22 protein-coding genes are annotated in these 21,730 nt (G+C 67.3%); 14 read left to right on the top strand and 8 right to left on the bottom strand.

The features are described from left to right. Positions 1 to 216 precede the first annotated feature (216 nt). Positions 217 to 672 carry an Hsp20 family protein gene (locus tag Q7V15_RS00630; RefSeq protein WP_304752883.1) on the top strand — a complete coding sequence of 152 codons (456 nt, stop codon included), beginning with the start codon at positions 217 to 219 and terminating at the stop codon, positions 670 to 672. A gap of 71 nt (positions 673 to 743) precedes the next feature. Here Q7V15_RS00630 and Q7V15_RS00625 read toward each other — a convergent pair whose 3' ends face one another. The 4 genes from Q7V15_RS00625 to gpmA all read right to left on the bottom strand — a co-directional run bounded on the left by Q7V15_RS00625 (position 744) and on the right by gpmA (position 4,597). Next, positions 744 to 1,949 carry a pentapeptide repeat-containing protein gene (locus Q7V15_RS00625; RefSeq protein ID WP_370689752.1) on the bottom strand — a complete coding sequence of 402 codons (1,206 nt, stop codon included), beginning with the start codon at positions 1,947 to 1,949 and terminating at the stop codon, positions 744 to 746. Between the two features lie 137 nt (positions 1,950 to 2,086). Then, positions 2,087 to 3,349 carry a pentapeptide repeat-containing protein gene (locus tag Q7V15_RS00620; RefSeq protein ID WP_304752880.1) on the bottom strand — a complete coding sequence of 421 codons (1,263 nt, stop codon included), beginning with the start codon at positions 3,347 to 3,349 and terminating at the stop codon, positions 2,087 to 2,089. Positions 3,350 to 3,425: 76 nt separating this feature from the next. Further along, on the bottom strand, positions 3,426 to 3,887 hold the full coding sequence (locus Q7V15_RS00615) for a bifunctional diaminohydroxyphosphoribosylaminopyrimidine deaminase/5-amino-6-(5-phosphoribosylamino)uracil reductase RibD (protein WP_304752877.1): 462 nt from the start codon (positions 3,885 to 3,887) through the stop codon (positions 3,426 to 3,428). Beyond that, positions 3,884 to 4,597, bottom strand: a complete 714-nt coding sequence (gpmA, locus tag Q7V15_RS00610) for a 2,3-diphosphoglycerate-dependent phosphoglycerate mutase (RefSeq protein ID WP_304752875.1) — start codon at positions 4,595 to 4,597, stop codon at positions 3,884 to 3,886. The genes Q7V15_RS00615 and gpmA overlap by 4 nt, the downstream gene beginning before the upstream one ends. 123 nt (positions 4,598 to 4,720) lie before the next feature. Between gpmA and Q7V15_RS00605 the strand changes: the two genes are divergently transcribed. From Q7V15_RS00605 to Q7V15_RS00590, 4 genes are all read left to right on the top strand, one after another. Further along, positions 4,721 to 4,966 carry a hypothetical protein gene (locus Q7V15_RS00605; protein ID WP_304752872.1) on the top strand — a complete coding sequence of 82 codons (246 nt, stop codon included), beginning with the start codon at positions 4,721 to 4,723 and terminating at the stop codon, positions 4,964 to 4,966. Beyond that, entirely contained in the window at positions 4,963 to 5,931 is a 969-nt protein-coding gene (locus Q7V15_RS00600) for an SIS domain-containing protein (protein ID WP_304752869.1), read from the top strand. The genes Q7V15_RS00605 and Q7V15_RS00600 overlap by 4 nt, the downstream gene beginning before the upstream one ends. Positions 5,932 to 6,026: 95 nt before the next feature. Continuing rightward, on the top strand, positions 6,027 to 7,529 hold the full coding sequence (locus Q7V15_RS00595; RefSeq protein ID WP_304752866.1) for a phosphomannomutase/phosphoglucomutase: 1,503 nt from the start codon (positions 6,027 to 6,029) through the stop codon (positions 7,527 to 7,529). A gap of 106 nt (positions 7,530 to 7,635) precedes the next feature. After that, on the top strand, positions 7,636 to 8,940 hold the full coding sequence (locus Q7V15_RS00590; protein WP_304752865.1) for a UDP-glucose/GDP-mannose dehydrogenase family protein: 1,305 nt from the start codon (positions 7,636 to 7,638) through the stop codon (positions 8,938 to 8,940). Positions 8,941 to 8,956: 16 nt separating this feature from the next. Here Q7V15_RS00590 and Q7V15_RS00585 read toward each other — a convergent pair whose 3' ends face one another. Further along, entirely contained in the window at positions 8,957 to 9,118 is a 162-nt protein-coding gene (locus Q7V15_RS00585; protein ID WP_304752862.1) for a hypothetical protein, read from the bottom strand. Positions 9,119 to 9,244: 126 nt separating this feature from the next. Beyond that, positions 9,245 to 10,597 carry a phosphoglucosamine mutase gene (gene glmM, locus Q7V15_RS00580; RefSeq protein ID WP_304752860.1) on the bottom strand — a complete coding sequence of 451 codons (1,353 nt, stop codon included), beginning with the start codon at positions 10,595 to 10,597 and terminating at the stop codon, positions 9,245 to 9,247. 124 nt (positions 10,598 to 10,721) lie between these two features. Here glmM and glmS point away from each other — a divergent pair, with 124 nt between their 5' ends. Beyond that, a complete protein-coding gene (glmS, locus tag Q7V15_RS00575) occupies positions 10,722 to 12,545 on the top strand; it encodes a glutamine--fructose-6-phosphate transaminase (isomerizing) (RefSeq protein WP_304752858.1) in 1,824 nt (607 codons plus the stop codon). 13 nt (positions 12,546 to 12,558) lie between these two features. On the opposite strand, the gene Q7V15_RS00570 is transcribed toward glmS, so the two are convergent. Continuing rightward, complete coding sequence (locus Q7V15_RS00570) at positions 12,559 to 12,843, bottom strand: hypothetical protein (RefSeq protein WP_304752855.1); 285 nt, start codon at positions 12,841 to 12,843, stop codon at positions 12,559 to 12,561. Between the two features lie 171 nt (positions 12,844 to 13,014). On the opposite strand from Q7V15_RS00570, the gene Q7V15_RS00565 reads away from it, so the two are divergent. The 3 genes from Q7V15_RS00565 to Q7V15_RS00555 all read left to right on the top strand — a co-directional run bounded on the left by Q7V15_RS00565 (position 13,015) and on the right by Q7V15_RS00555 (position 16,084). After that, entirely contained in the window at positions 13,015 to 13,884 is an 870-nt protein-coding gene (locus Q7V15_RS00565) for a UTP--glucose-1-phosphate uridylyltransferase (protein WP_304752853.1), read from the top strand. Between the two features lie 120 nt (positions 13,885 to 14,004). Continuing rightward, entirely contained in the window at positions 14,005 to 15,213 is a 1,209-nt protein-coding gene (locus Q7V15_RS00560) for an NAD-dependent epimerase/dehydratase family protein (RefSeq protein WP_304752852.1), read from the top strand. 10 nt (positions 15,214 to 15,223) lie between these two features. After that, the gene (locus tag Q7V15_RS00555; protein WP_304752851.1) at positions 15,224 to 16,084 is read left to right on the top strand and encodes an SDR family oxidoreductase; all 861 of its coding nucleotides are present in this window, start codon (positions 15,224 to 15,226) and stop codon (positions 16,082 to 16,084) included. On the opposite strand, the gene Q7V15_RS00550 is transcribed toward Q7V15_RS00555, so the two are convergent. Beyond that, complete coding sequence (locus tag Q7V15_RS00550) at positions 16,069 to 16,824, bottom strand: alpha/beta fold hydrolase (RefSeq protein ID WP_304752848.1); 756 nt, start codon at positions 16,822 to 16,824, stop codon at positions 16,069 to 16,071. The two genes, Q7V15_RS00555 and Q7V15_RS00550, sit on opposite strands and share 16 nt — an antisense overlap. Positions 16,825 to 16,910: 86 nt before the next feature. On the opposite strand from Q7V15_RS00550, the gene Q7V15_RS00545 reads away from it, so the two are divergent. The 5 genes from Q7V15_RS00545 to Q7V15_RS00525 form a co-directional block, all read left to right on the top strand. Further along, positions 16,911 to 18,068 carry a glycosyltransferase family 4 protein gene (locus tag Q7V15_RS00545; protein ID WP_304752845.1) on the top strand — a complete coding sequence of 386 codons (1,158 nt, stop codon included), beginning with the start codon at positions 16,911 to 16,913 and terminating at the stop codon, positions 18,066 to 18,068. Then, positions 18,068 to 19,063 (top strand): glycosyltransferase family 9 protein, encoded by a 996-nt coding sequence (locus Q7V15_RS00540; RefSeq protein ID WP_304752842.1) that lies wholly within the window; start codon positions 18,068 to 18,070, stop codon positions 19,061 to 19,063. Before Q7V15_RS00545 ends, Q7V15_RS00540 begins: the two co-directional genes overlap by 1 nt. A 105-nt stretch (positions 19,064 to 19,168) precedes the next feature. Further along, on the top strand, positions 19,169 to 19,690 hold the full coding sequence (gene infC, locus Q7V15_RS00535) for a translation initiation factor IF-3 (protein ID WP_304752840.1): 522 nt from the start codon (positions 19,169 to 19,171) through the stop codon (positions 19,688 to 19,690). 155 nt (positions 19,691 to 19,845) lie between these two features. Continuing rightward, a complete protein-coding gene (locus Q7V15_RS00530; RefSeq protein WP_304752838.1) occupies positions 19,846 to 21,099 on the top strand; it encodes an MFS transporter in 1,254 nt (417 codons plus the stop codon). Continuing rightward, the coding region (locus tag Q7V15_RS00525) for an MFS transporter (protein WP_304752836.1) at positions 21,096 to 21,730 on the top strand (635 nt) is incomplete at its 3' end. The genes Q7V15_RS00530 and Q7V15_RS00525, both read left to right, overlap by 4 nt.

Raw genomic sequence — 21,730 nt, 5'->3', positions numbered from 1 at the left:
TGGAGCTCCGGCAAGTCTTCTTGAGGCGGTGACCCTAGAGGCGCAGGCGCATCTGGCAAGTGCGCGCGGCAAACAAGGTCTTGAAACCCGCGGACGCCTCCCCAAATCCTCAGCGAAGGCGCTGGATATCCGGGCCTTCCGGTCGCTGGCGAGGCCCATTGGGCTCGTCGCAGATCGATCCCGCAACCTTGCTTAGCCAAGAAGGATGTGACTCACATGCGTACTCTGGACTTCTCCCCCCTCTATCGCTCCGTGGTTGGTTTTGACCGCCTCGCTGGCCTCCTTGAGACCGCTGCGGCCGACGCCGCCTCGGGCTATCCCCCCTACAATATCGAGCGCACGGGCGAGAACGCCTACCGGATCGAGATCGCCGTCGCCGGCTTCCGGGCCGACGAACTCGCCATCGAGGTCAAGGAGAACCTGCTCACCGTGCAGGGCCGCAAGGCCGCCAACGAAGAGGCCCGCAGCTTCCTGCATCGCGGCCTGGCCGAGCGCGATTTCGAGCGCCGGTTCCAGCTGGCCGACTATGTGGTGGTGAGCGAGGCGGCCCTGGCCGACGGACTTCTGTCCATCGCGCTCCGCCGGGAACTGCCTGAAGCGCTGAAGCCCCGCCGGATCGAGATCACCTCGACGGCCAATGGCGCGCTCATTGAAGGCGAAAAGGCCGCCTGAGGCCTGCGGTCCCCCACGATGAAGGGCGGCGCAGAGCGTCGCCCATTTTTCGTAGGCGCATCATTGGGCGGTCAGCCGCCCGCCGGTTCCAGACCCAGGGCCAGGGACATGTCGGCGCCGCGAATGCTGGCGCCGCGCATCATGGCTCCGGCGAAGTTGCAGCCCCGCACATCGGCCTCATCGAGAATGGCGCCGGTCAGGTCAGCCCCTTGCGCCTTCACATAGCGGAGCTTGGCGTGATGAAGGTCGCCACGATTGACCCGATCGGCGCTGAGGGGGAGCGGACCAAGGATCGCCTCGCGCAGGTCGGCCTTGGTCAGCTTGGCGCCGGCGAGCTTGGCGCCGCGCAGGTCCGCGCCACGCAGGCAGATGCCGCGCATGTCGGCGTTTTCCAGATTGGCGCCCTGGAGGTGAGTCCCTGTCAGATCCATACCCACCAGCACCGCGCCCTTGGCGCTCATCACCGACATGCGTAGCCCCCGGAGGCGGTGATCCAAGGGCCGCAGATCAAGGCCGTCAAAATTCGCCGGCGTGCCCTCGCGCCCGCCGGTCTTGCACCAGGACTGGTTTGCGAGGGCCTTCTGTTGAAGCGCCTCGGCCATGTCGATGGCCGCCTGCGAGGGGGCGTTCAGGCAGCCCTCAAGATTGGCGCCTGAGATGCGTGCGGTGCGGATTTCCACACCAGTCAGCACCGCGTCCACGAGACGCGCGCCTTCGAGATTGGCGCCGGACACGTCGGCCCATTCCATGATCGCGCCTTCAAGGTTGGCGTCCTTGAGATTGGCCCGGTTCAACTTGGCGCCCCGCAGGGAGCAGTCGGTGAAGTCGGTGGCGAAGGCCGACACATCCTCGAGCTGGGAGCCGTCGAGATTGGCGCCGTTGAGTTTTGCGTGATCGAGGTCGCCGCTGCGCTGATGATGAATCAGGGAGGTCAGACCCTTGGACGGGTGGGGCACGGCCACCTGCCCGACCCGGAAGTCAGCCTGGGTCAGGTCGGCCTCGCTCAGGTCGGCGCCCCGCAGACAGGCGCCCCGGAGGTCGGCCCGGGAGAGATTGGCCCGGCGCAGGTCGGCCTTGCGCAGGTCGCAGCCAAACAGATTGGCCCGCGACAGGTCGGCCCCATAGAGATTGGCGCTGTCGAAGATGGAGGACGAGAGATCGGCGTCCTGCAGGTTGCGCCCGGCCAGGTTGGCCCCGGTGAAGTCGATGAAACGCAGGGCGGCCAGCTTCCCGCCGGGCCGACCGCTGATGAAGCGTTCATGGGCGGCGAGGATCATCTCGATCTCACCGGGAGACAGTTTCCGACGGCCTGAAAGAGCGATGGCGGCTGACACAGGCGCACTCCGAAGTTGTTTGGCGACCCGCGACTCTTAGACGCAGAACAGAGACTCAAGAGTTAAGAGAACGGCGATATCTATATGACCTCGGCGAGGCCCCTGGCCCCTGCCCGCAGAGCGCCGCCGATCTCGATCTGTTTGAGCTGGGCGCCGGTGAAGTTAGCCCGGGAGAGGTCTGCGTCATGCAGGATAGCCTGGCGCAGATCGGCCCGGGCGCAGTCGGTGTTCTTCAGCTTGGCGCCGGTCAGATTACAAGGCAGCAGCCGGTTCGAACCGATGAGGAGCGGACCCATCTGGGCGTCCCGCAGGTCTGCGCCGGAGAGCTTGGCGTTGATCAGCCGAGCGCCGCGCAGATCGGCCCGGCGGAGATTGCAGGCCCGAAGGTCAGCGCCATCGAGTTGCGCGCCCTGGAGCTGAACCCCCTCCATGTCCAGGCCATAGAAGACCGCGCCCTTAGCCGACAGGGCGGTCAGGTTGAACCCGCGGATGGTCTCCAGAGCCCGAAGGTCGGCGCCGTCGAACACCGAGGGACTGCCCTCTCCGCCGCCGGTTTCGCACCAGCGGGCATGTTCGCGGATCATGGTCTTGTAGGGCAGGTCTGACACCGCCAGACCAGACGGGGCGTCGGTGAGCACGCCCTCCATATCGGCCTTGCTGACATTCCAGGAATAGGTCTTGGCGCCCACCAGGATGGCGTCGCGGAGGTCGGCGCCGGCGAGGTCGGCGCCCGACAGGTCAGCCCCCTGCATATTGGCGCCGGACATGTTGGCCTGCTTCAGATTGGCCCGGACCAGCTTGGCGTCCTTGAGAATGGCGTCGGAGAAGTCGGCGCGGGCGGCCATGACCCCCGACAGACGCGAGCGCTCCAGATTGGCGCCGGCCAGAACCGCCCCCTGGACTTCGCCAGGTCGCGCCAGATGCTCGAGAATCCGCAGGCCCTTGTCGCGGTCGGCCGCGGCGATGGAGCCTTCGCGAAGGTCGGCCTCGAACAGGTCGGCGGCGGTCAGGTTGGCCCCGCGCAGACAGGCGCCGCGCAGGTCGGCGCGGCGCAGGGAGGCCTCGGTCAGATTGACGCCCTGCATGTCGCAGCCGAACAGATTGGCGTTGTCGAGCTTGGCGCCCTGCATCTGGCATTCGTTCAGGCAGGCGCCGGTGAAGTCCGCGTCCGAGAGATTACGGCCACGCAGGTCCAGCCCGGTGAGATCTTTCCAGGCGAACACCGCCCGGGCGCCGCCGGGCCGCGAGGTCCACAGGCGATCGTGCCGCGCGCAAACCGCATCGACCTCGGCCTGGGTCAGGCGCCGGAGTTCGGGGATCGAGGCGGGTCGAGGGGACAGCATTACAGGCCATTGAGAACGGGACAGGCCACGCTAACGCCGCAAGATTAACGAGCTCTTCCGAACCTTAGTTCGTCCCCTAGTTCCTCGGTCGGGGCGATGCAGGGGGGACGTAGTCCCGATAGAGCGCCCGCGCCTCGTCGGCCAGGCAGCCAAGGCGAACCGCCAGACCAGCCGCTCTCAGATGCGCCAATCCCCGGCCGTCGGCATAGGGAGAGGGATCGCCGCAGGCCACGATGACCTGGACCACGCCGGCCGCGACCAGTCGTTCGGCGCAGGAGGCGGCGCCGGTCGATCGGGCGCCGCAGGGCTCCAGGGTGACATAGGCCACAGCGCCATGGGCGCGCCCGCCGGCCGCCTGCAGGGCGAGTTCCTCGGCGTGAGGCCGCCCGCCGCGGCCGGTGGCGCCCTCGCCAACCACCACCCCGTTCCGGACGATCACGCAACCGACCGACGGATTTTCCGCCGTCAGGCCGAGATGGGGCCGCGCGAGCGCAATGGCTCGGCGCATATGGGCCTCATCCTGGGGATCAATGGTCACGCGACTGGGGGCAGGGGCTGGGCGCGAGTCTCGTCGAGGTAGCGGGCCGCCACGGGCGCCAACCGGTCGGACAGCTGGATCAGCAGGGGATTACCCGTGGGAATCTCCACGTCCATGATGGCCGCGTCGTCGAGCTGGAACAGCAGCTTGACGATCGCTCGCAGGGAGTTGCCATGGGCGGCGATCAACAGGGTCTCCCCCGCCGTAAGGCGTGGGGCGATCTCCCCCTCCCAATAGGGCTGCACCCGATCAAGTGTGGTCTTGAGGCTCTCGGTGTCGGGCAGGACGGCGCCGGCGTAGCGTCGGTCTCCGGCGAAGTCGAACTCGCTGTCATGGCTGAGCGGCGGGGGCGGGACATCGTAGGAGCGACGCCACACCTTGACCTGGTCGTCCCCGTGCTTGGCGGCGGTCTCGGCCTTGTTGAGACCGGTCAGACCGCCATAGTGGCGCTCATTGAGACGCCAGTCCTTGATTTCTGGCACGAAGGCCTGGCCGGCGGCCCCCAGGGCCAGCCAGCTGGTGCGGATCGCCCGGGTGAGCACCGAGGTGAAGACTCGGTCGAACTGCACGCCTTCGGCCTTGATCAGCTCGCCGCCCTTGATCGCCTGGGCCTCGCCCTCGGCGGTCAGGTCCACATCCACCCAGCCGGTGAAGCGGTTTTCCAGGTTCCAGCGGCTCTGGCCATGGCGGAGCAGGACAAGGGTCGGCACGGGGCATCTCCTGAGGCGGCGGGGTCGCCCGTTCGGCTAGGGCGCGCCTTGGGTCGCGTCAAGCGCGGACGGCGCGCCTTGGACGTGGCCGAGACGATCGCAAGGGGCTATATCGGGGCTCAAATGCTTGATCGTCTCTTTTTTCCCCTCATGGGCCTGCTGGCGGTGATGATCATCGCCCTGGCCCTGGTCTGGCCCCAAGGCATAGGCGCCCGTTCGCCTGGTCCCTTTGGCCACACCCCCGTTCAGCAGACGCCCGAAATGCAGGCGGCCATGAAGCGCCAGACCGAAGCGTCGCAAAAACGCATCAACCAGGCCCGCGAGACCATGCGGAACCTGCAGACCGAAGCGATCGCGCCCTCACAATGAGTTCAACCTTCGACGCCGTCGCCGTGGGCCGCCGGGTGCTGGCCGCTGAGGCGGCGGCCCTCACCCTCCAGGCTGACGGCCTCGATGAGGCCTTCGTGCGCGCTGTGGACACTCTCTACGCCGCCAAGGGCCGCATCGCCTGCACCGGCATCGGCAAGTCCGGCCATGTGGCGCGAAAGCTCGCCGCCACCTTCGCCTCGACCGGCGCGGCGGCCTTTTTCGTCCACGCCTCGGAGGCGAGCCACGGCGACCTTGGGATGATTGGCCAGGAGGACGCGATCCTGGCCCTGTCCAAGTCCGGCGAAGTGCGCGAGCTCTCGGACATCCTGGTCTACGCCAAACGGTTCGGCATTCCGCTGATCGCCCTGACGGCGTCGCCCGGCAGCGCGCTCGGCCAGGCCGCCGACGTGGTCCTGCGCCTGGCCGATGCGCCGGAAGCCACGGCTGAGGTCAATGCGCCGACCACCTCGACCACTCTGCAGATCGCCCTTGGCGACGCGCTGGCCGTCGCGTTGCTGGAGCGCCGGGGATTCACCGCCAAGGACTTCAAGACCTTCCACCCCGGCGGCAAGCTGGGCGCCATGCTGCGCACGGTGGGCGACCTGATGCACGGGGCGGACGAATTGCCCCTGGTGACTTACGACACGCCCATGCCTGAGGCCCTGCTGGTCATGACCGAGAAGCGGTGGGGCATTGTCGGCGTCACCGACGAGGCGGGACGGCTGGTCGGCGCCATCACCGACGGGGACCTGCGCCGCCACATCGGCGGCCTGCTGAGCCTGGGCGCCGGCGACGTCATGACGCCGGGCCCCAAGAAGACCGTGCCCCAGGCCATGATGGCCTCCGAGGCCCTGGCGCTGATGAGCGATCCGGCCCCTTCGGTCACCGTGCTGTTCGTTGTGGAGAACGAACGCCCCGTAGGCATACTGCATGTTCACGACCTGCTTCGGGCAGGCGTGATGTAGTAAACGTCGCGAACCGGCCCTAGGGATTTCGCGTTAGGCTGGCCTTCGGGCCTCACAATCTTCAGAGTCGCCGACCACCCACCTGCGGAGTCCAGATGCTTCTCGCCCCCAGCGCCGATCTCGTCCCCAATACCCTCGCCTATGAGAACCAGCCCCTGGTGAAAGCCACGGGCTTTCGTGAATATGACGCGCGCTGGCTGTTTGGCCCCGACATCAACCTGCTGGGCATCGAAGCCCTCGGCATGGGTCTTGGGACCCTCATCCAGCAGATGGGCCAGACCAAGATCGTGGTCGGCCACGACTTCCGCTCCTACTCCCTGTCGATCAAGCAGGCCCTGACGCTGGGCCTGATCCAGGCCGGCTGTGAGGTGCTGGACATCGGCCTGGCCCTGTCGCCCATCGCCTATTTCGCTCAGTTCGATCTGGACGCCCCCTGCGTGGCCATGGTCACCGCCAGCCACAATGAGAACGGCTGGACCGGGGTGAAGATGGGCGCCCAGCGCCCCCTCACCTTCGGCCCCGACGAGATGGGCCGGCTGAAGGAGATCGTCCTGGGCGGCGCCTGGGAGCTTAAGCCCGGCGGCAGCCTGACCCACGTCTCCGGCGTGGCGGATCGCTATGTGGACGATGTGGTGGCCGGGGTCAGCCTGAAGCGCCCGCTCAAGGTGGTCTGCGCCTGCGGCAATGGCACGGCTGGCGCCTTCGCCGCCGAGGCCCTGCGCAGGATGGGCGTGGCGGTGGTCTATGAGATGGACTGCGACCTGGACTGGACCTTCCCCCGCTACAATCCCAACCCAGAAGACCAGGAAATGCTGCACGCCATGGCCGAGGCCGTGCGCCAGTACGGCGCCGACTGCGCCCTGGGCTTCGACGGGGACGGCGACCGATGTGGCGTGGTCGACGACGAGGGCGAGGAGATCTTCGCCGACAAGATCGGCCTGATGTTGGCCCGCGATCTGTCGGCCCTGCACAAGAACGCGACCTTCGTGGTCGATGTAAAATCCACAGGCCTCTACGCCACTGACGAGGTGCTGGCCGCTAACGGCGCCAAGACCGTCTACTGGAAGACCGGCCACTCCTATATCAAGCGCAAGACCGCCGAGCTGAAGGCCCTCGCCGGCTTCGAAAAGAGCGGCCACTTCTTCTTCAACAACCCCATCGGCCGCGGCTATGACGATGGCCTGGTGGCCGCCGCCGCCATCCTGTCGATGCTGGACCGCAACCCGGACAAGAAGCTTTCGGACCTGAAAAAGGCCCTGCCGGTCGCCTACACCTCACTGACCATGTCCCCCCACTGCCCGGATGAGGAAAAGTACGGCGTGGTCGAGAAGATCGTCGCCGAGTACGAGGCCCTGCGGGCCTCAGGCGGAATGATCCTGGGCCGCAAGATCGCCGACCTGATCACGGTCAACGGCGTGCGCGTGGCCCTGGAGGACGGCTCCTGGGTCCTGGTCCGGGCCTCGTCCAACAAGCCCGAGATCGTCGTGGTGGTGGAGAGCACGAGCTCGGCCGACGACATGCGCGCCCTGTTCCACCAGGAAGTGAAGCCTCGCCTGGGCCAGCATCCGCAGGTGGGCGGCTACAACCAGGAAATCTAGCGGCCGCTAGGCTGGTCTGGCGGGGCCCGCCCGGTTTCGGCTAGATCACGCCATGAGGCGGTCCGCCTCATGGCGGCCCAAGGGATTCCAGAACTAGGACCAGCGCATGCAAGTGGCGATGATCGGGACGGGCTATGTGGGCCTGGTGAGCGGGGCGTGCTTCGCCGACTTCGGGCATGTGGTGACCTGCATCGACAAGGACGCGGGCAAGATCACCCGTCTGCGCGAGGGGGGCATCCCGATCTTCGAGCCGGGTCTTGAGGGCCTGGTGGCGCGAAATGTGGCGGCCGGCCGGCTGTTCTTCGAGACCGAGGCCGCCGCAGCTGTGGCCAAGGCCGATGCGGTGTTCATCGCCGTGGGCACGCCCTCGCGCCGGGGCGATGGCCATGCCGACCTGTCCTACGTCTATGCCGCCGCCGAGGAGATCGCGGGCCTCATGGACGGCTTCACCGTGGTGGTGACCAAGTCCACCGTGCCGGTGGGCACCGGTGATGAGATCGAGAAGATTATCAAGGCCAAGCGCCCTGACGCCCAGTTCGCGGTGGTGTCCAACCCGGAGTTCCTGCGCGAGGGCGCGGCCATCGAGGACTTCAAGCGCCCCGACCGGGTGGTGGTTGGCCTGGAGGATGAGCGGGCCCGTCCGGTGATGAGCGAGCTCTACCGGCCGCTATTCCTCAACGAAACGCCCATCGTCTTCACCGGCCGGCGGACCAGCGAGCTGATCAAGTATGCGGCCAACGCCTTCCTGGCCATGAAGATCACCTTCATCAATGAGATGGCCGACCTGTGCGAAGCCGTCGGCGCCGATGTGCAGCAGGTGGCCAAGGGCATCGGCCTGGACGGGCGGATCGGCGGGAAGTTCCTGAACGCCGGCCCGGGCTATGGCGGCTCCTGCTTCCCGAAAGACACGCTCGCCCTGGTGCGCACGGCCAGCGACTTCGGCGCGCCGGTGCAGCTGATCGAGACCACCGTGCGGGTCAATGACCAGCGCAAGAAGGCCATGGCCCAGAAGGTGATCAAGGCGATGGGCGGCGATGTGGCGGGCAAGCGGATCGGGGTTCTGGGCCTGACCTTCAAGCCCAACACAGACGACATGCGCGATGCGCCCAGCCTGGACATCATTCCGGCCCTGCAGGCCGCTGGCGCCGTGGTGACGGCCTATGATCCGGAGGGCGAGACCGAGGCCCGGCATCTGCTGAAGGACGTCGACTTCGCGGCTGAACCCTATGCGGTGGCCAGGGACGCCGAGGCGGTGGTGATCATCACCGAATGGGATGAGTTCCGGGCGCTCGACCTCGAACGCCTGAAGACCGCGATGAAGACCCCCGTCCTCATCGATCTGCGCAATATCTACCGGCCTGACGACGTGCGTCGCCAGGGGTTCGACTATGTGAGCATCGGGCGGGCCTGAAGCCGCCCCGAGCGCCCTAGCCCAGAGCCATCAGGCTCAGAAGGTGCTGCACGATCCATGCGGCGCCAGCCCAGAAGGCGAGGCTCAATAGGGCGACAAAGGCGAGGCAGGCGATCGAGGTCGGGCCTCGGCTCACATTCCCCTGCCCGCGCTCCGCCATGGCGGTGTTGCGAGACATACGTTTCTCCCAGTCGATCTTGTGTCATCGCGCCGGTCGAGCGACGCGAACATTACGAGACTGACATAATCCTGGGAGGCGGGATAGGGTTTCCGAAAGCTGATCGGGAAACGGATCAATTCCTTGTCAGGCTGCGGCCTGACGCACCACGCCAGCGATCTCGTGGACGATCTCGAAGATCAATTTCTCGTCGTCGCCCTCGGCCATGATCCGAATCAGCGGCTCGGTGCCCGAGGCCCGGACCAGTAGCCGGCCTGACCCATTCAAGCGCTGTTCGGCGTGGGCGATAGCGCCCTTGACGCTGTCGCTGTCGAGGGGACGACCAGCGCCGAAGCGGACATTTTCCAGGAGTTGGGGGACGGGCTCAAACTGGCGGGCCAGGGCGCTCATGGGCTTGTCGGCCTCCTTGAGCACGGCGAGCACCTGCAGGGCGGCCAGGAGCCCATCACCGGTGGTGGAGAAATCCGAGAGGATCACATGGCCCGACTGTTCGCCGCCCAGGTTGAAGCCGCCTTCTCGCATGCGCTTCATCACCGCCCGGTCACCCACCGCGGTCCGTTCCAGGACGAGGCCGCGGTGGCTCAGAAAACGTTCGAGGCCGAGGTTGGACATGACCGTGGCCACCACGCCGCCGCCGGTGAGCCGTTCCCGGTCAGCCCAGTGCCCGGCGATCAGGGCCATGATCTGGTCGCCGTCAACCACATGGCCCGTCTCATCACAGATGACCAGGCGGTCGGCGTCGCCATCCAGGGCGATGCCGATATCGGCGCGGTATTCTCGGACCATGCGCGCCATGGCGTCGGGGTGGGTGGAGCCGCAGTCGTTGTTGATGTTGAAGCCGTTGGGCTCCACCCCCAGCCGGATGACCTCTGCGCCCAGTTCATAGAGGGCGGTGGGCGCCACCTTGTAGGCGGCCCCGTTGGCGCAATCGATCACGATACGCAGTCCGTTGAGGCTGAGCCGGCGGGGGAAGGTCGCCTTGGCGATTTCCACATAGCGGGCTTGGGAGTCATCGATCCGCACCACGCGGCCCAGGGCGTCGGGCGCCGCCAGACGTTCCTGCAGGCCTTCGTCCATCAGGGCCTCGATCTCCAGCTCCCTGGCGTCGGAGAGCTTGAAGCCGTCGGGGCCGAACAGCTTGATGCCGTTGTCCGAATAGGCGTTGTGCGAGGCGCTGATCATCACGCCGAGGTCCGCCCGCATGGAGCGGGTCATCATGGCCACCCCCGGCGTCGGCATGGGGCCCAGCAGGCGGACATCCATGCCTACGCTGGTGAACCCCGCCACCAGGGCCGGCTCGATCATGTAGCCCGAGAGCCGGGTGTCCTTGCCGATCACCACCAGATGGCGCCGCGCATCCTGCGACATGAAGACCTTACCGGCGGCCATGCCGACGCGCAGAGCCACCTCGGCGGTCATGGGATGGCGGTTAGCCTCCCCCCGGATGCCGTCGGTTCCAAAATAGGCGCGGTTGGTCATGGTCGGACTCACGAAACGATCGGAAACCCAGATTTAGTCGACGTCGCGTTTGCGAATGCTAAAGGCGGCGCGGGGCGGACATTAGGCGCGTCGGAGCCATCCGACAAAACGGTGAGGTTAGGCCATGTGCGGCATCATAGGCATTGTCGGCAAGAGCGACGTCCAGAACCGGCTTATCGAGAGCCTGCTTCGCCTGGAGTATCGGGGCTATGACTCCGCCGGCGTGGCCGGGGTGACCGCGCCGGGTCAGGTTGGGCGGCGGCGGGCCCAGGGCAAGATCCGGGCCCTGCAGGACGTCCTGATGGCCGACCCCCTGGTGGCGACGGTCGGCATCGGCCACACCCGCTGGGCGACCCACGGCGCCCCGTCAGAGCGCAACGCCCACCCCCACACCGCCGGCCGCGTCACCCTGGTCCATAACGGCATCATCGAGAATTTCGCAGAGCTGCGCCGTGAGCTGGAGACCGGGGGGCGGAGCTTCTCCAGCGACACCGACACCGAGGTCATCGCCCAGCTGATGGACTCCCAGCTAGAGGCCGGCCTGGCCCCACTGGCGGCCCTGAAGGCCACCCTGGACCGCCTGACCGGCGCCTTCGCCCTGGCCGTGCTGGTTGCGGGCGAGGATCAGACACTGCTGGGCGCCCGGCGGGGCAGTCCCCTGGTGGTGGGTTATGGGGACGGTGAGATGTTCCTGGGGTCAGACGCCCTGGCCGTGGGGCCGTTCACCAGCCGCGTCGCCTATCTGGAAGAGGGCGACTATGTCCGTATTGATCACGACGGGGCGCAGATTTTTGACGCCGACGGGACGCCCGCCACCCGAGAGGTCAAGCAGCTGGCCAGGGCCGCGGCCCTGGTGGAGAGGGGCAACTACCGGCACTTCATGGAGAAGGAGATTCACGACCAGCCCGAGGGGTGCCAGCGCACCATTGCGGCCTATGTGGACACCCTGACCAGCCAGGCGGCGATTCCCGGGGAGGTGGATTTCGCCGGCCTGGAACGCATGCAGATCGTCGCCTGCGGCACCTCCTATATCGCCGGGATGATTGGTCGCTATCTGATTGAGCAGCTGGCCGACCTGCCGGTGGACGTGGAGATCGCCTCGGAGTTCCGCTACCGCCAGCCGGCCCTACGGCCGGGCGCCCTGGTGATCGCCATGTCGCAGTCCGGCGAGACCGCCGACACCCTGGCGGCCCTGCGCTATTGCAAGGCGCGCGGCATGCGCAGCGCCGCCATCGTCAACGCCACGGAATCGACCATCGCCCGCGAGGTGGACGTGGTCTGGCCGATCCATTGCGGGCCGGAGATCGGCGTGGCCTCGACCAAGGCTTTCACCGCCCAGGTCAGCGTGCTGATCGCCCTGGCCATCGCCGCGGCCAAGGCCCGGGGCAAGATCGACGGCGCCGAGGAGGCCCGGCTGGTCAAGGTGCTGCTGGGCGCGCCGCGGCTGATGGCCGAGGCCATTGGCCTGGAGGACGCCATCAGCGCCATCGCCGCGGAGATCGCCAAGGCCAAGGACGTGCTCTATCTCGGCCGGGGCCCGATGTCGGCCCTGGCCCTTGAAGGCGCGCTGAAGCTCAAGGAAATCAGCTATATCCATGCCGAGGGCTATGCCGCCGGCGAGCTGAAGCATGGCCCCATCGCCCTGGTCGACGACCAGACGCCGATCATCATCCTGGCGCCCTATGACGCCTGGTTCGAGAAGTCGGCCTCGAACATGAGCGAGGTGATGGCCCGGGGCGGCCAGGTGGTGTTCATCACCGACACCGAAGGAGCCAAGCACGCGCCGGCCGGGGCCAAGGTGGTGGTCACCGCGCCGTCTTCCGACCCCCTGGTCTCCACCCTGGTGATGTCGGCGCCCATCCAGCTGCTGGCCTATCATGTGGCCGTCCAGAAGGGCGCCGATGTGGACCAGCCGCGGAACCTGGCCAAGTCCGTCACTGTGGAGTGAGGCCGCCTGGCCCTTAGGGCGCGGGCGGCGTGGTGGTGGCGGGCGAGGTGGCCGCCGGATCCATGGCGGCCGGGTCATTGACCGGCGGCGGCGTCATGCCGTCGGCCGGCATGGACGGATTGGTCATGGCGGGATCCATGGGGGTCATCGGATCGGCCGGGGTCATGGCGCCCATGCTGCCGGTCTCAGCGGACATGGGTTCGGTGGTGTCCGCCCGATTGTCTGAACAGGCGGCGAGGGCGACCACGGCGAGGGCGCCGACGGTCAGGGTGGTCAAATTGCGCAGTTTCACGAGCATGGCTCCCCTTGGGACGAATTCCCAGAAAGTCGAACGTTGATCGTGCGACTGGCGTTCCCGCTTTCGTGATCAGTTCCCAGGCGGGCGCCCGGAACCGTTGGGATTCATCTGATGGTGGTGGATTTCCCGTAGGTCCTCGTCTAGCGATTTGGCGGCTTGACGGAGGACGGAATGGACAGGCGGGTTCGCAAGGCTGTGCTGCCGGTGGCGGGACTGGGGACACGGGTGCTTCCCGGCGCCAAGACCACCCCGAAGAACATGCTCAATGTCTTTGACCGCCCGATCCTGTCCTACGTGATCGAAGAAGGCCGCGCCGCGGGCATCGAGCACTTCGTCTTCATCGTCGGCCGCGGCCAGGGCGCCATCGAGGACTATTTCGACGCCTCGCCTGAAATCGAGAACGCCCTGGAGGCCAAGGGCAAGGCCGACATCCTGGCCGAGGTGCGCCGGGACCTGCCCCAGCCTGGCCAGATGAGCTTTGTGCGCCAGATGGCCCCCCTGGGACTCGGCCACGCGGTCTGGTGCGCCCGCGATATCATCGGTGACGAACCCTTCGCCGTCATGCTGCCCGACATGCTGATGGCGGCGGCGCCTGCGGCCCTCGCCCAGGTGGTCAGCGCCCATGCTCAGGTGGGGGGCAATATCATCGCGGTCGAACCCGCCCCCGAGGGCGAGGCGCACAAGTACGGTATTGTCGACCTTGAGGCGCAGATCGGTCGCCTCAACCGTATGCGCGGCATGGTTGAAAAGCCGGCGCCTGGGACCGAGCCGTCCAACCTGTTCATCAGCGGGCGCTATGTGCTGCAGCCCGAGATTTTTCCGCTGCTGGAAAAGCAGGGCAAGGGGGCCGGCGGCGAGATTCAGTTGACCGACGCCATGGTCGAACTGATGAAGACTCAGCCGTTCCACGCCCTCGAATATGACGGCGTGACCTACGACTGCGGGGACAAGATCGGTCTGCTGAGAGCCAATGTGGCGTTCGCCCTGCGCCACCCCGCGTTTGGTCAGGCGGCGCGCCAGGCGATCACAGACCTGCTCTGACCCCCGTCGGCACGATCTGAACCCTGTCGGTTCAGAACCGTTCTGATCCGCGGCGCTTTCACAATGCTCCGGCGTTTGTTAGCCCTGACGCAGGCGAAACCTGTACGGATCGGAGCGGCGATGCGCGTACTCATTCTTGGGGGGGACGGCTTCTGCGGATGGCCGACGGCCCTCCACCTTTCTGCCCGTGGCCATGAGGTGGCCATCGTCGACAATCTGTCGCGGCGGCGGATCGACGGCGAGCTGGGGGTTCAGTCCCTGACGCCTGTCCGAGACATCCAGGAGCGGATCGCCGCCTGGCAGGAGGTCTCTGGGCGCCAGATCGGCTTCCACGACATCACGGTGGGCAAGGACTATGACGCCCTGCTCGACCTGCTCAAGACCTGGCGGCCGGACTCTATCGTCCATTTCGCCGAGCAACGGGCCGCGCCCTATTCCATGAAGTCGGCCAGGCACAAGCGCTACACTGTCGACAACAATCTGAACGCCACCAACGACGTGCTGGCGGCCATCGTCGACTCCGGCCTCGACATCCATCTGGCCCATCTGGGCACCATGGGAGTCTATGGCTATGGCACGGCCGGCGCCGCCATCCCCGAGGGCTATCTGACCGTCAAGATCGAGACCCCCGAAGGCTGGGTGGAGCGGGAGATCCTCTATCCGGCCAATCCGGGGTCGATCTATCACATGACCAAGACGCAGGACGCCCTGCTCTTCCAGTTCTACGCCAAGAACGACCACCTGCGGATCACCGACCTGCACCAGGGCATCGTCTGGGGCACCCAGACCGAAGAGACCCGCAAGGACGAGCGGCTGATCAACCGGTTCGACTATGACGGCGACTACGGCACGGTCCTGAACCGGTTCCTGATGCAGTCGGCGGTCGGTTACCCGCTGACCGTCCACGGGGCCGGCGGCCAGACCCGGGCCTTCATCCACATCCAGGACACGGTGCGCTGCGTCGAGCTGGCCCTGGCCCACCCGCCCGAGCGCGGCGAGCGGGTCAAGGTGATGAACCAGATGACCGAGACCTGGCGGGTCCGGGACCTGGCCCAGATGATCGCCAAGCTGACCGAGGCCGAGGTCGCCCACCTGCCCAATCCCCGGGCCGAGGCCGACGAGAACGATCTGGTGGTCGAGAACAAGTGCCTGCTGGACTATGGCCTCAACCCGATCCGGCTGGAGGACGGCCTCTTGATGGAGGTCGCAGAGATCGCCCGGGCCTATGCCGACCGCGCCGACCTGAGCAAGATTCCCTGCCACTCTCATTGGAACGCCGAGCGGGCGGCCGCGGCCAGCGCGCCAGGCAAGGCGGTGGCGGCCGAATAGGGGCGAGGCCGTGCGGCTCTTCATTTTCGGCTACGGATTTTCGGCCGCAGCCCTTGGGGTCCGGCTGGAGGCCGAGGGCTGGAGCCTTGCGGCCTCCTTCCGCCGTCCTGAGGACAGCCAGCGGCTGGCGGACCTGGGGGTCGAGGCGGTGTCGGTCCATGATCGGCAGGGCCTGGTCGCGCAGCTGAAGGCGGCCGATGCGGTGCTGGTCACCGCCGCTCCGGACGCGGAGGGCTGTCCTGGCCTGCGCAGCCTGGTCCCCGCCATGGCTCAGGGCGGGGCCTTTCCCGACTGGCTTGGCTATCTCTCCACCACCGGCGTCTATGGGGACCGGCAGGGGGGCTGGGCGTTCGAGTCGAGCCGGCTGGCCGCCCAGTCCATGGAGGGCGCCCGCCGGGTGGCCGCCGAGCGGGACTGGCTGGATGTGGGCAAGGGCATGGGTCTGACGACGACCGTCTTCCGCCTGCCGGGCATCTATGGCCCTGGCCGCTCGACCTTCGACCGGCTGCGCTCTGGCCGGGCCAAGCGGATCACTGCCCCAGGCCAGGTCTTCTCCCGCATCCATGTGGACGATCTGGCCGCAGGGCTGGCCGCCTCCATCGCCCGGCCGCGGGCCGGCGGAATCTACAATCTCTGCGATGACGAGCCAGCCCCCAACAGCGAGGTGGTGGCCTATGCGGCGGCGCTTTTAAGGCTTCCCATTCCCCCCGAAATCCCGGTGGAGGACGCGAACCTCGCCGGACCGGCGCAGCGCTTCTATGCCGAGAGCAAGCGGGTCTCCAACGCCCGGGCCAAGGCCGAACTGGGCTGGCGGCCAGCCTATCCCACCTATCGCGAAGGGCTGCAGGCCATCCTTCAGGCCGGCGGCTGAACCAGCTCCTCCACCGCCGCGATCAGGCGGGTGAGGTCCTGGGGGCGTGACAGCCGATGGTCGCCGTCCTTGATCAGCTGGAAAACCACGTCTGCGCTGTTGATCGCCTGGGCCAGCTCCAAGGCGTGTCGCCAGGGCACGTCGGGGTCTGCGCCGCCCTGCAGGATGCGCACAGGCGCGCTGACCGGGACTGGCCCCGGCAGAATCGACCAGCGGTCGCCGTCCTCCAGCAGGTTGCGGGTGATCGGATAGGGCTCGCCATAGTCCGACGGACGCATCCAGACGCCGGTCTCATCCAGGGCGCGGCGGGCGTCGGCGTCGATCTCAGGGCCCATGAGCTTTTCGGTAAAGTCCGGCGCTGGGGCGACCAGGACGAGGCCCGCCATTTGTTCTGGGCGAACCATGGCCACGAGACAGGCGATCCACCCCCCCATGGAGGAGCCGACCGGGACGACCGGCCCAGGCGCAAGCTCATCAAGGATGGCCAGGGCGTCGGCCCGCCAGCGGGTGATCGTGCCGACGGCGAAGTCGCCGCTGGACTCCCCATGGCCGAAATAGTCGAACCGGACATAGGCGCGACCTGTCGCCGCCGCCCACTGGGCAAGGGCCTCGGCCTTGGTTCCGGCCATGTCGGAGCGGAAGCCCCCCATCCACACCACGGTCGGCCCCTGGCCACCCACCCGGCGCCAGGCCAGCTCCCCTCCGTCAGCGGTGCGCAATCGTCCGGTTTCGTCGACCATAGGCCTCTATAGCGCGGCCTTGAGGGCGATCCCAGGTGGCGCGGGGTTTACCGAGCCGCGTTCTGCGCTATGCAGGACCGGTGACCTTGCCCCCTGATTTTACGCTCCTCCAAGTCGTGCCCGAGCTCGACACCGGCGGGGCCGAGCAGACGACAATTGATGTCGCCCAGGCCGTGGTGCGCGGCGGCGGAAAGGCGCTTGTCGCCACTCGCGGCGGTCGGATGGCTACGCGGCTGGAAGCCGACGGCGGCCGCCTGGCTCAGATGCCTGTGCAGACCAAGAACCCCCTGGTGATGTTGGGCAACGCCGCCCGGCTGGCGGACCTGATCCGTCGCGAGACGGTCAGTCTGGTCCATGCCCGTTCGCGAGCGCCGGCCTTCTCGGCCCTCTGGGCGGCCCAGGCGACGGGCACCCCCTTCGTGGCGACCTATCATGGGGTATACAACGCGCGCAGCCGGCTGAAGCGCTGGTACAACGCCGTCATGACCCGGGGGGACCTGGTGATCGCCAATTCAGACTTCACCCGCGACCATGTCCTGAATGAACACCATCTCGATCCCGACCGGATCGTCAGCATTCCCCGGGGCGTCGATCTGGAGCGCTTTAACCCCAACTGGGTGACGCCTGAGCGGGTGGACGCCCTCCGGACGGCCTGGAAGGCGCCCGCCGATCCCACCCTGACAACCTTTGTGCTCGCCGCCCGCCTGACCCGGATCAAGGGACATGGGACGGTGATCGCCGCCGCCGCTCGCCTGAAGGCTGAAGGGCGAACGGCTTTCCGCATCCTGATGATCGGGGACGACCAGGGCCGCAGCGCCTATCGCGCCGAACTGGAGGCGCAGATCGCCGCCGCGGGGCTCGGCGAGCAGGTCTCGCTGGTCGGGCATTGCGATGACATGCCCGCCGCCTACCTGCTGGGCGACGTCGCCATCCTGCCCTCCATTGTGCCGGAGTCCTTTGGACGCACGGCGGTGGAGCCCCAGGTCATGGGCCGGCCCGTGGCGGCCTCGGACCTGGGCGGCATGACCGAGACCGTGATCCCCGGGGTGACCGGCTGGCTGGCCGCGCCGGGCGATGTGGAGGCCTGGACCGCGGTCCTGGCCCGGGCCATGGACGCCGGCCCCGCCCAGCTTCAGGCCATGGGCCAGGCCGCAGCCAACCGGGCGCGGCGGCTCTATTCCGTCGACGCCATGTGCGCGGCGACTCTGGCGGCCTATCAACGTGTTCTTGAGGCTCGGACCTGATGGCGCCGCCCCGCGAGATCAAAAAAATCCTGGTGATCAAGCTGTCGGCCATGGGGGATTTCATTCTCGCCCTGGCCGCCGCCAAGAGGATTCGCCAGGCGCATCCCAAGGCCCGGATCACCCTGTTGACCACCCCTCCCTTCGAGGGCCTGGCCAAGCTCTGCCCCTATTTCAACGTCGTTGAAACCGACGGCCGCCCCGAGGGGGTCGGCGAGTGGCTGGCCCTGGTGGGGCGCATCCGCAAGGCCCGATACGACCGGGTCTACGACCTGCAGACCTCATCGCGCTCCAGCATGATTTTCCACGGGCTGCGTCCCTTTCCGCCGGAATGGTCTGGCGTCGCCCTGGGTTGCGCCCTCCCCCACCGCAACCGGCGACGGGATCGGATGCACACCTTGGAACGCCACGCCGATCAGTTGAAGGCCGCCGGGATCTGGCCCGACGCGCCCACTGAACCCGGCACGGCGCCTGGCCCCGACGTCGCCTGGATCCTGCGTAAGGCTGAGACGGCGCGGCCGGTGGCTGGCGGCATCGAACCGCGGCCCTATGTGCTGATGGCGCCAGGGGGCTCCGCCCACCGGCCGGAGAAGCGTTGGCCCATCGAGCAATACAGCGAGCTGGCGCGCCTGCTCTATGCCGCAGGCTTTGACATCGTGGTTATCGGCGGCCCACAGGAAAGCGCCCTGGCGCGCACCATCCAGCGAAAGGTCGGCAAGGCCCGCGACCTGACCGGGCGCACCGACCTGGCGCGAATCGCCATGCTGGGCGCCAAGGCCGCCCTGGTGGTCGGCAATGACACCGGTCCGGTGCACCTGGCCGCCGCGGCAGGACCACCGACCATCGTCCTGTTCTCCAAGGCCTCGGACCCGATACTATCGGCGCCGCGGGGCCACGTGGCCGTGCTGCAGGCCGATAATCTGGCCGACATGCCTGTCCCCCAGGTGCTGCAGGCCGCCCGAGCCCTGACGCGGTTCCCCGACGGGTCGAATGCTTGATCGCGTCCAGGCGCTTCGTCATATAGTCTAGGGACCGGTCGACGCATCAGCGCCGTCGCGACATTCACTGAAACAGACTCAGGAGCTTTGCCTATTCGCCGCCCCATGCAGGCGCCGCCCACGAAGGAAGGGCCGCGCATCAACGAGGACATCCGCGTTCCGCGCGTCCTGCTGATCGATCAGCAGGGCGAGAAGCAGGGCGTCATGCCCACGTCGTCGGCTCTCGAAGCCGCCGCGGAAGCCGGCCTCGATCTGGTCGAGATCGTGCCCAACGCGGATCCGCCCGTTTGCAAGATTCTGGACTATGGAAAGTTCAAGTTCCAGGAACAGAAGAAAAAGAACGAGGCGCGCAAGCGGCAGAAGGTGGTGGAGATCAAGGAGATCAAGCTCCGCCCCAACATCGACACCCACGACTACGAGGTGAAGTCCCGCTCAATGCACCGCTTCTTCGAGGAAGGCGACAAGGTGAAGGTCACCCTGCGCTTCCGCGGTCGCGAACTGGCTCACCCGGAACTCGGCATGAAGCTCCTGCAGAAGGTCAAGGCCGACTTCGAGGAAGTGGCCAAGGTCGAGTATGAGCCCCGCATGGAGGGCCGCCAGATGATCATGATCCTGGCGCCCCGATAAGGCGGCCACTGAGGTAGGACCATGGAGGGCCGGCGGCGACGCCGGCCCTTTTTTGACGCCGGCGTCAGGCGCGCCGAGACGGACTGGCGTAACCCTCAGAAAATCTCGTTATGAGAGCCCTTGCCGGATTTCGAGCCTGCGCCTAACACCGGCCCATGTCGAAGACTGCGCCTGGCGCGGCGACTCCGTCCGCTATGGCTGCGCCGTCGCTGATCGCCGTCATCTTCATCAATATGCTGGGCTTCGGGATCATCGTCCCGTTGTTGCCCTTCTACGCCAAGTCCTTCGACGCCCCGGCCTGGCAGATCGCCCTGATCTTCTCGGCCTATTCGGCCGGCGCCTTTTTCGGCGAACCCTTCTGGGGCCGGCTTTCGGACCGCTATGGCCGCAAGCCGATCCTGATCAGCACCATCGCCGGCAACTGCCTCTGCTACCTGGCGCTGGCGTTCGCACCCAATGTCTGGATCGCCCTGGCCGTGCGCTTTCTGGGCGGATTGGCCAGCGGCAATGGTTCTGTCATCCAAGGCTATATCGCCGACGTGACTCCGCCGGAGAAGCGGACGCGGCGGATGTCCCACATGGGCGCCGCCTGGAACATCGGCCTGATCGTCGGCCCATCGGTGGGCGGCATCTTCGCCCATCCTGAAGCGGGCCCGCTCGGCTTCCGCCTGCCGTTGCTCATCGCCTCAGGCCTGGCGGCGGCCTCCGCCCTGTCCATCCTCGTCTTCATCCGCGAGAGCCGCGCCCGGGAAGAGGTCTTCGAACATCAACCCAGCCGCTGGTCGGCCATCGGCGAGGCGGTGCGCCACCCGGTGGTCGGGCGGCTGATGCTGCTGACCTTCATGGTCGGCTTCGCCTTTACGGGCGTGGAATCCATATTCGGTCTCTGGACCCAGGCCCGCTTCGACTGGGGTCCCCGAGAAATCGGCGTCTGCTTCGCCTTTGTCGGCGTCTGCGCGGCCACCACCCAGATGTTCGTCACCGGTCGATTGTCCGAGCGCTACGGGGAGGGACCGATGCTGGCGGTCGGCATGGTCCTGACCCTGGTCAGCGCGCTGGCCCAACCCTTCGCGCCGAACGGCGCGGTGGTCATCGCCCTGATGTGCGCCATGGCGGTGGGCCAGTCGGTGGCCTTTCCCAATGTCAGCGCGCTGATCTCGCGGACCGCCGACCCGACCCGCACCGGGCAGATCCTGGGGCTGAACAACGCCATGGGCGCCCTCGCCCGGGTGATCGGCCCCCTGTGCGCGGGGCTGGCCTTCGCGGGCATCTCGATCCACGGCCCCTTCTTCATCGCCGCCTTGATGCTGGCCCCGGCCATCTGGCTGGCCCTGGCCGCCAGCCGGCGGGCGCCGAGCCTGAAGCCTCAAACGGAGGATGAGGCTGTCGTCGAGAGCAGTCGGCCGTGACTCCTGAGGCGCCCAAGGATGATCCCAGGGCGCTGATCGTCCTTCTGTCGGTCATCTTCCTGAACATGGCGGGCTTTGGCCTGGTCATTCCGCTACTGCCCTTCTTCGGCCAGGCCTTTGACGCGCCGGCCTGGCAGATCACCCTGATGTTCTCGGCCTTCTCGGTGGGCCAGTTCCTGGGCGAGCCCTTCTGGGGGAAGCTGTCAGACCGCATTGGACGGCGGCCGGTGTTGATCTTCACCACCGTCGGCGGGGCCCTGGCCTATGTGGCCCTGGCCCTGGCGCCGGGGATCTGGACGGCGCTGGCCGTCCGTCTCGTCGGCGGCTTCATGTCGGGCAATATCTCGACCCTGCAGGGCTACCTGGCCGATATCACCCCAGCCCACCAGCGCGCCGGGCGCATGGGCGTCATGGGTTCGGCCTTCTCCATGGGCTTCATCGTGGGACCCGCCCTGGGGGGGCTGCTGGCCCGTCCTGAGCTTGGCCCCGCGGGCTTTCAGATCCCGCTCTATGTGGCCGCCGCCTTTGGGCTGGCCTCGGCCCTCGGCGTGGTGTGGTTCATGCGCGAGACGATCCTGCCCCAGGCCAAGGGCGCAGCCCGGCCGCCGTCGTCACCCCGCGGCGCGGCCAT

This window comes from Phenylobacterium sp., from assembly GCF_030651755.1.
Taxonomy (GTDB): Bacteria; Pseudomonadota; Alphaproteobacteria; order Caulobacterales; family Caulobacteraceae; genus Phenylobacterium.
The sequence above is the reverse complement of the archived record's forward strand: the minus strand, read 5'-3'. Positions and strand labels throughout refer to the sequence as shown.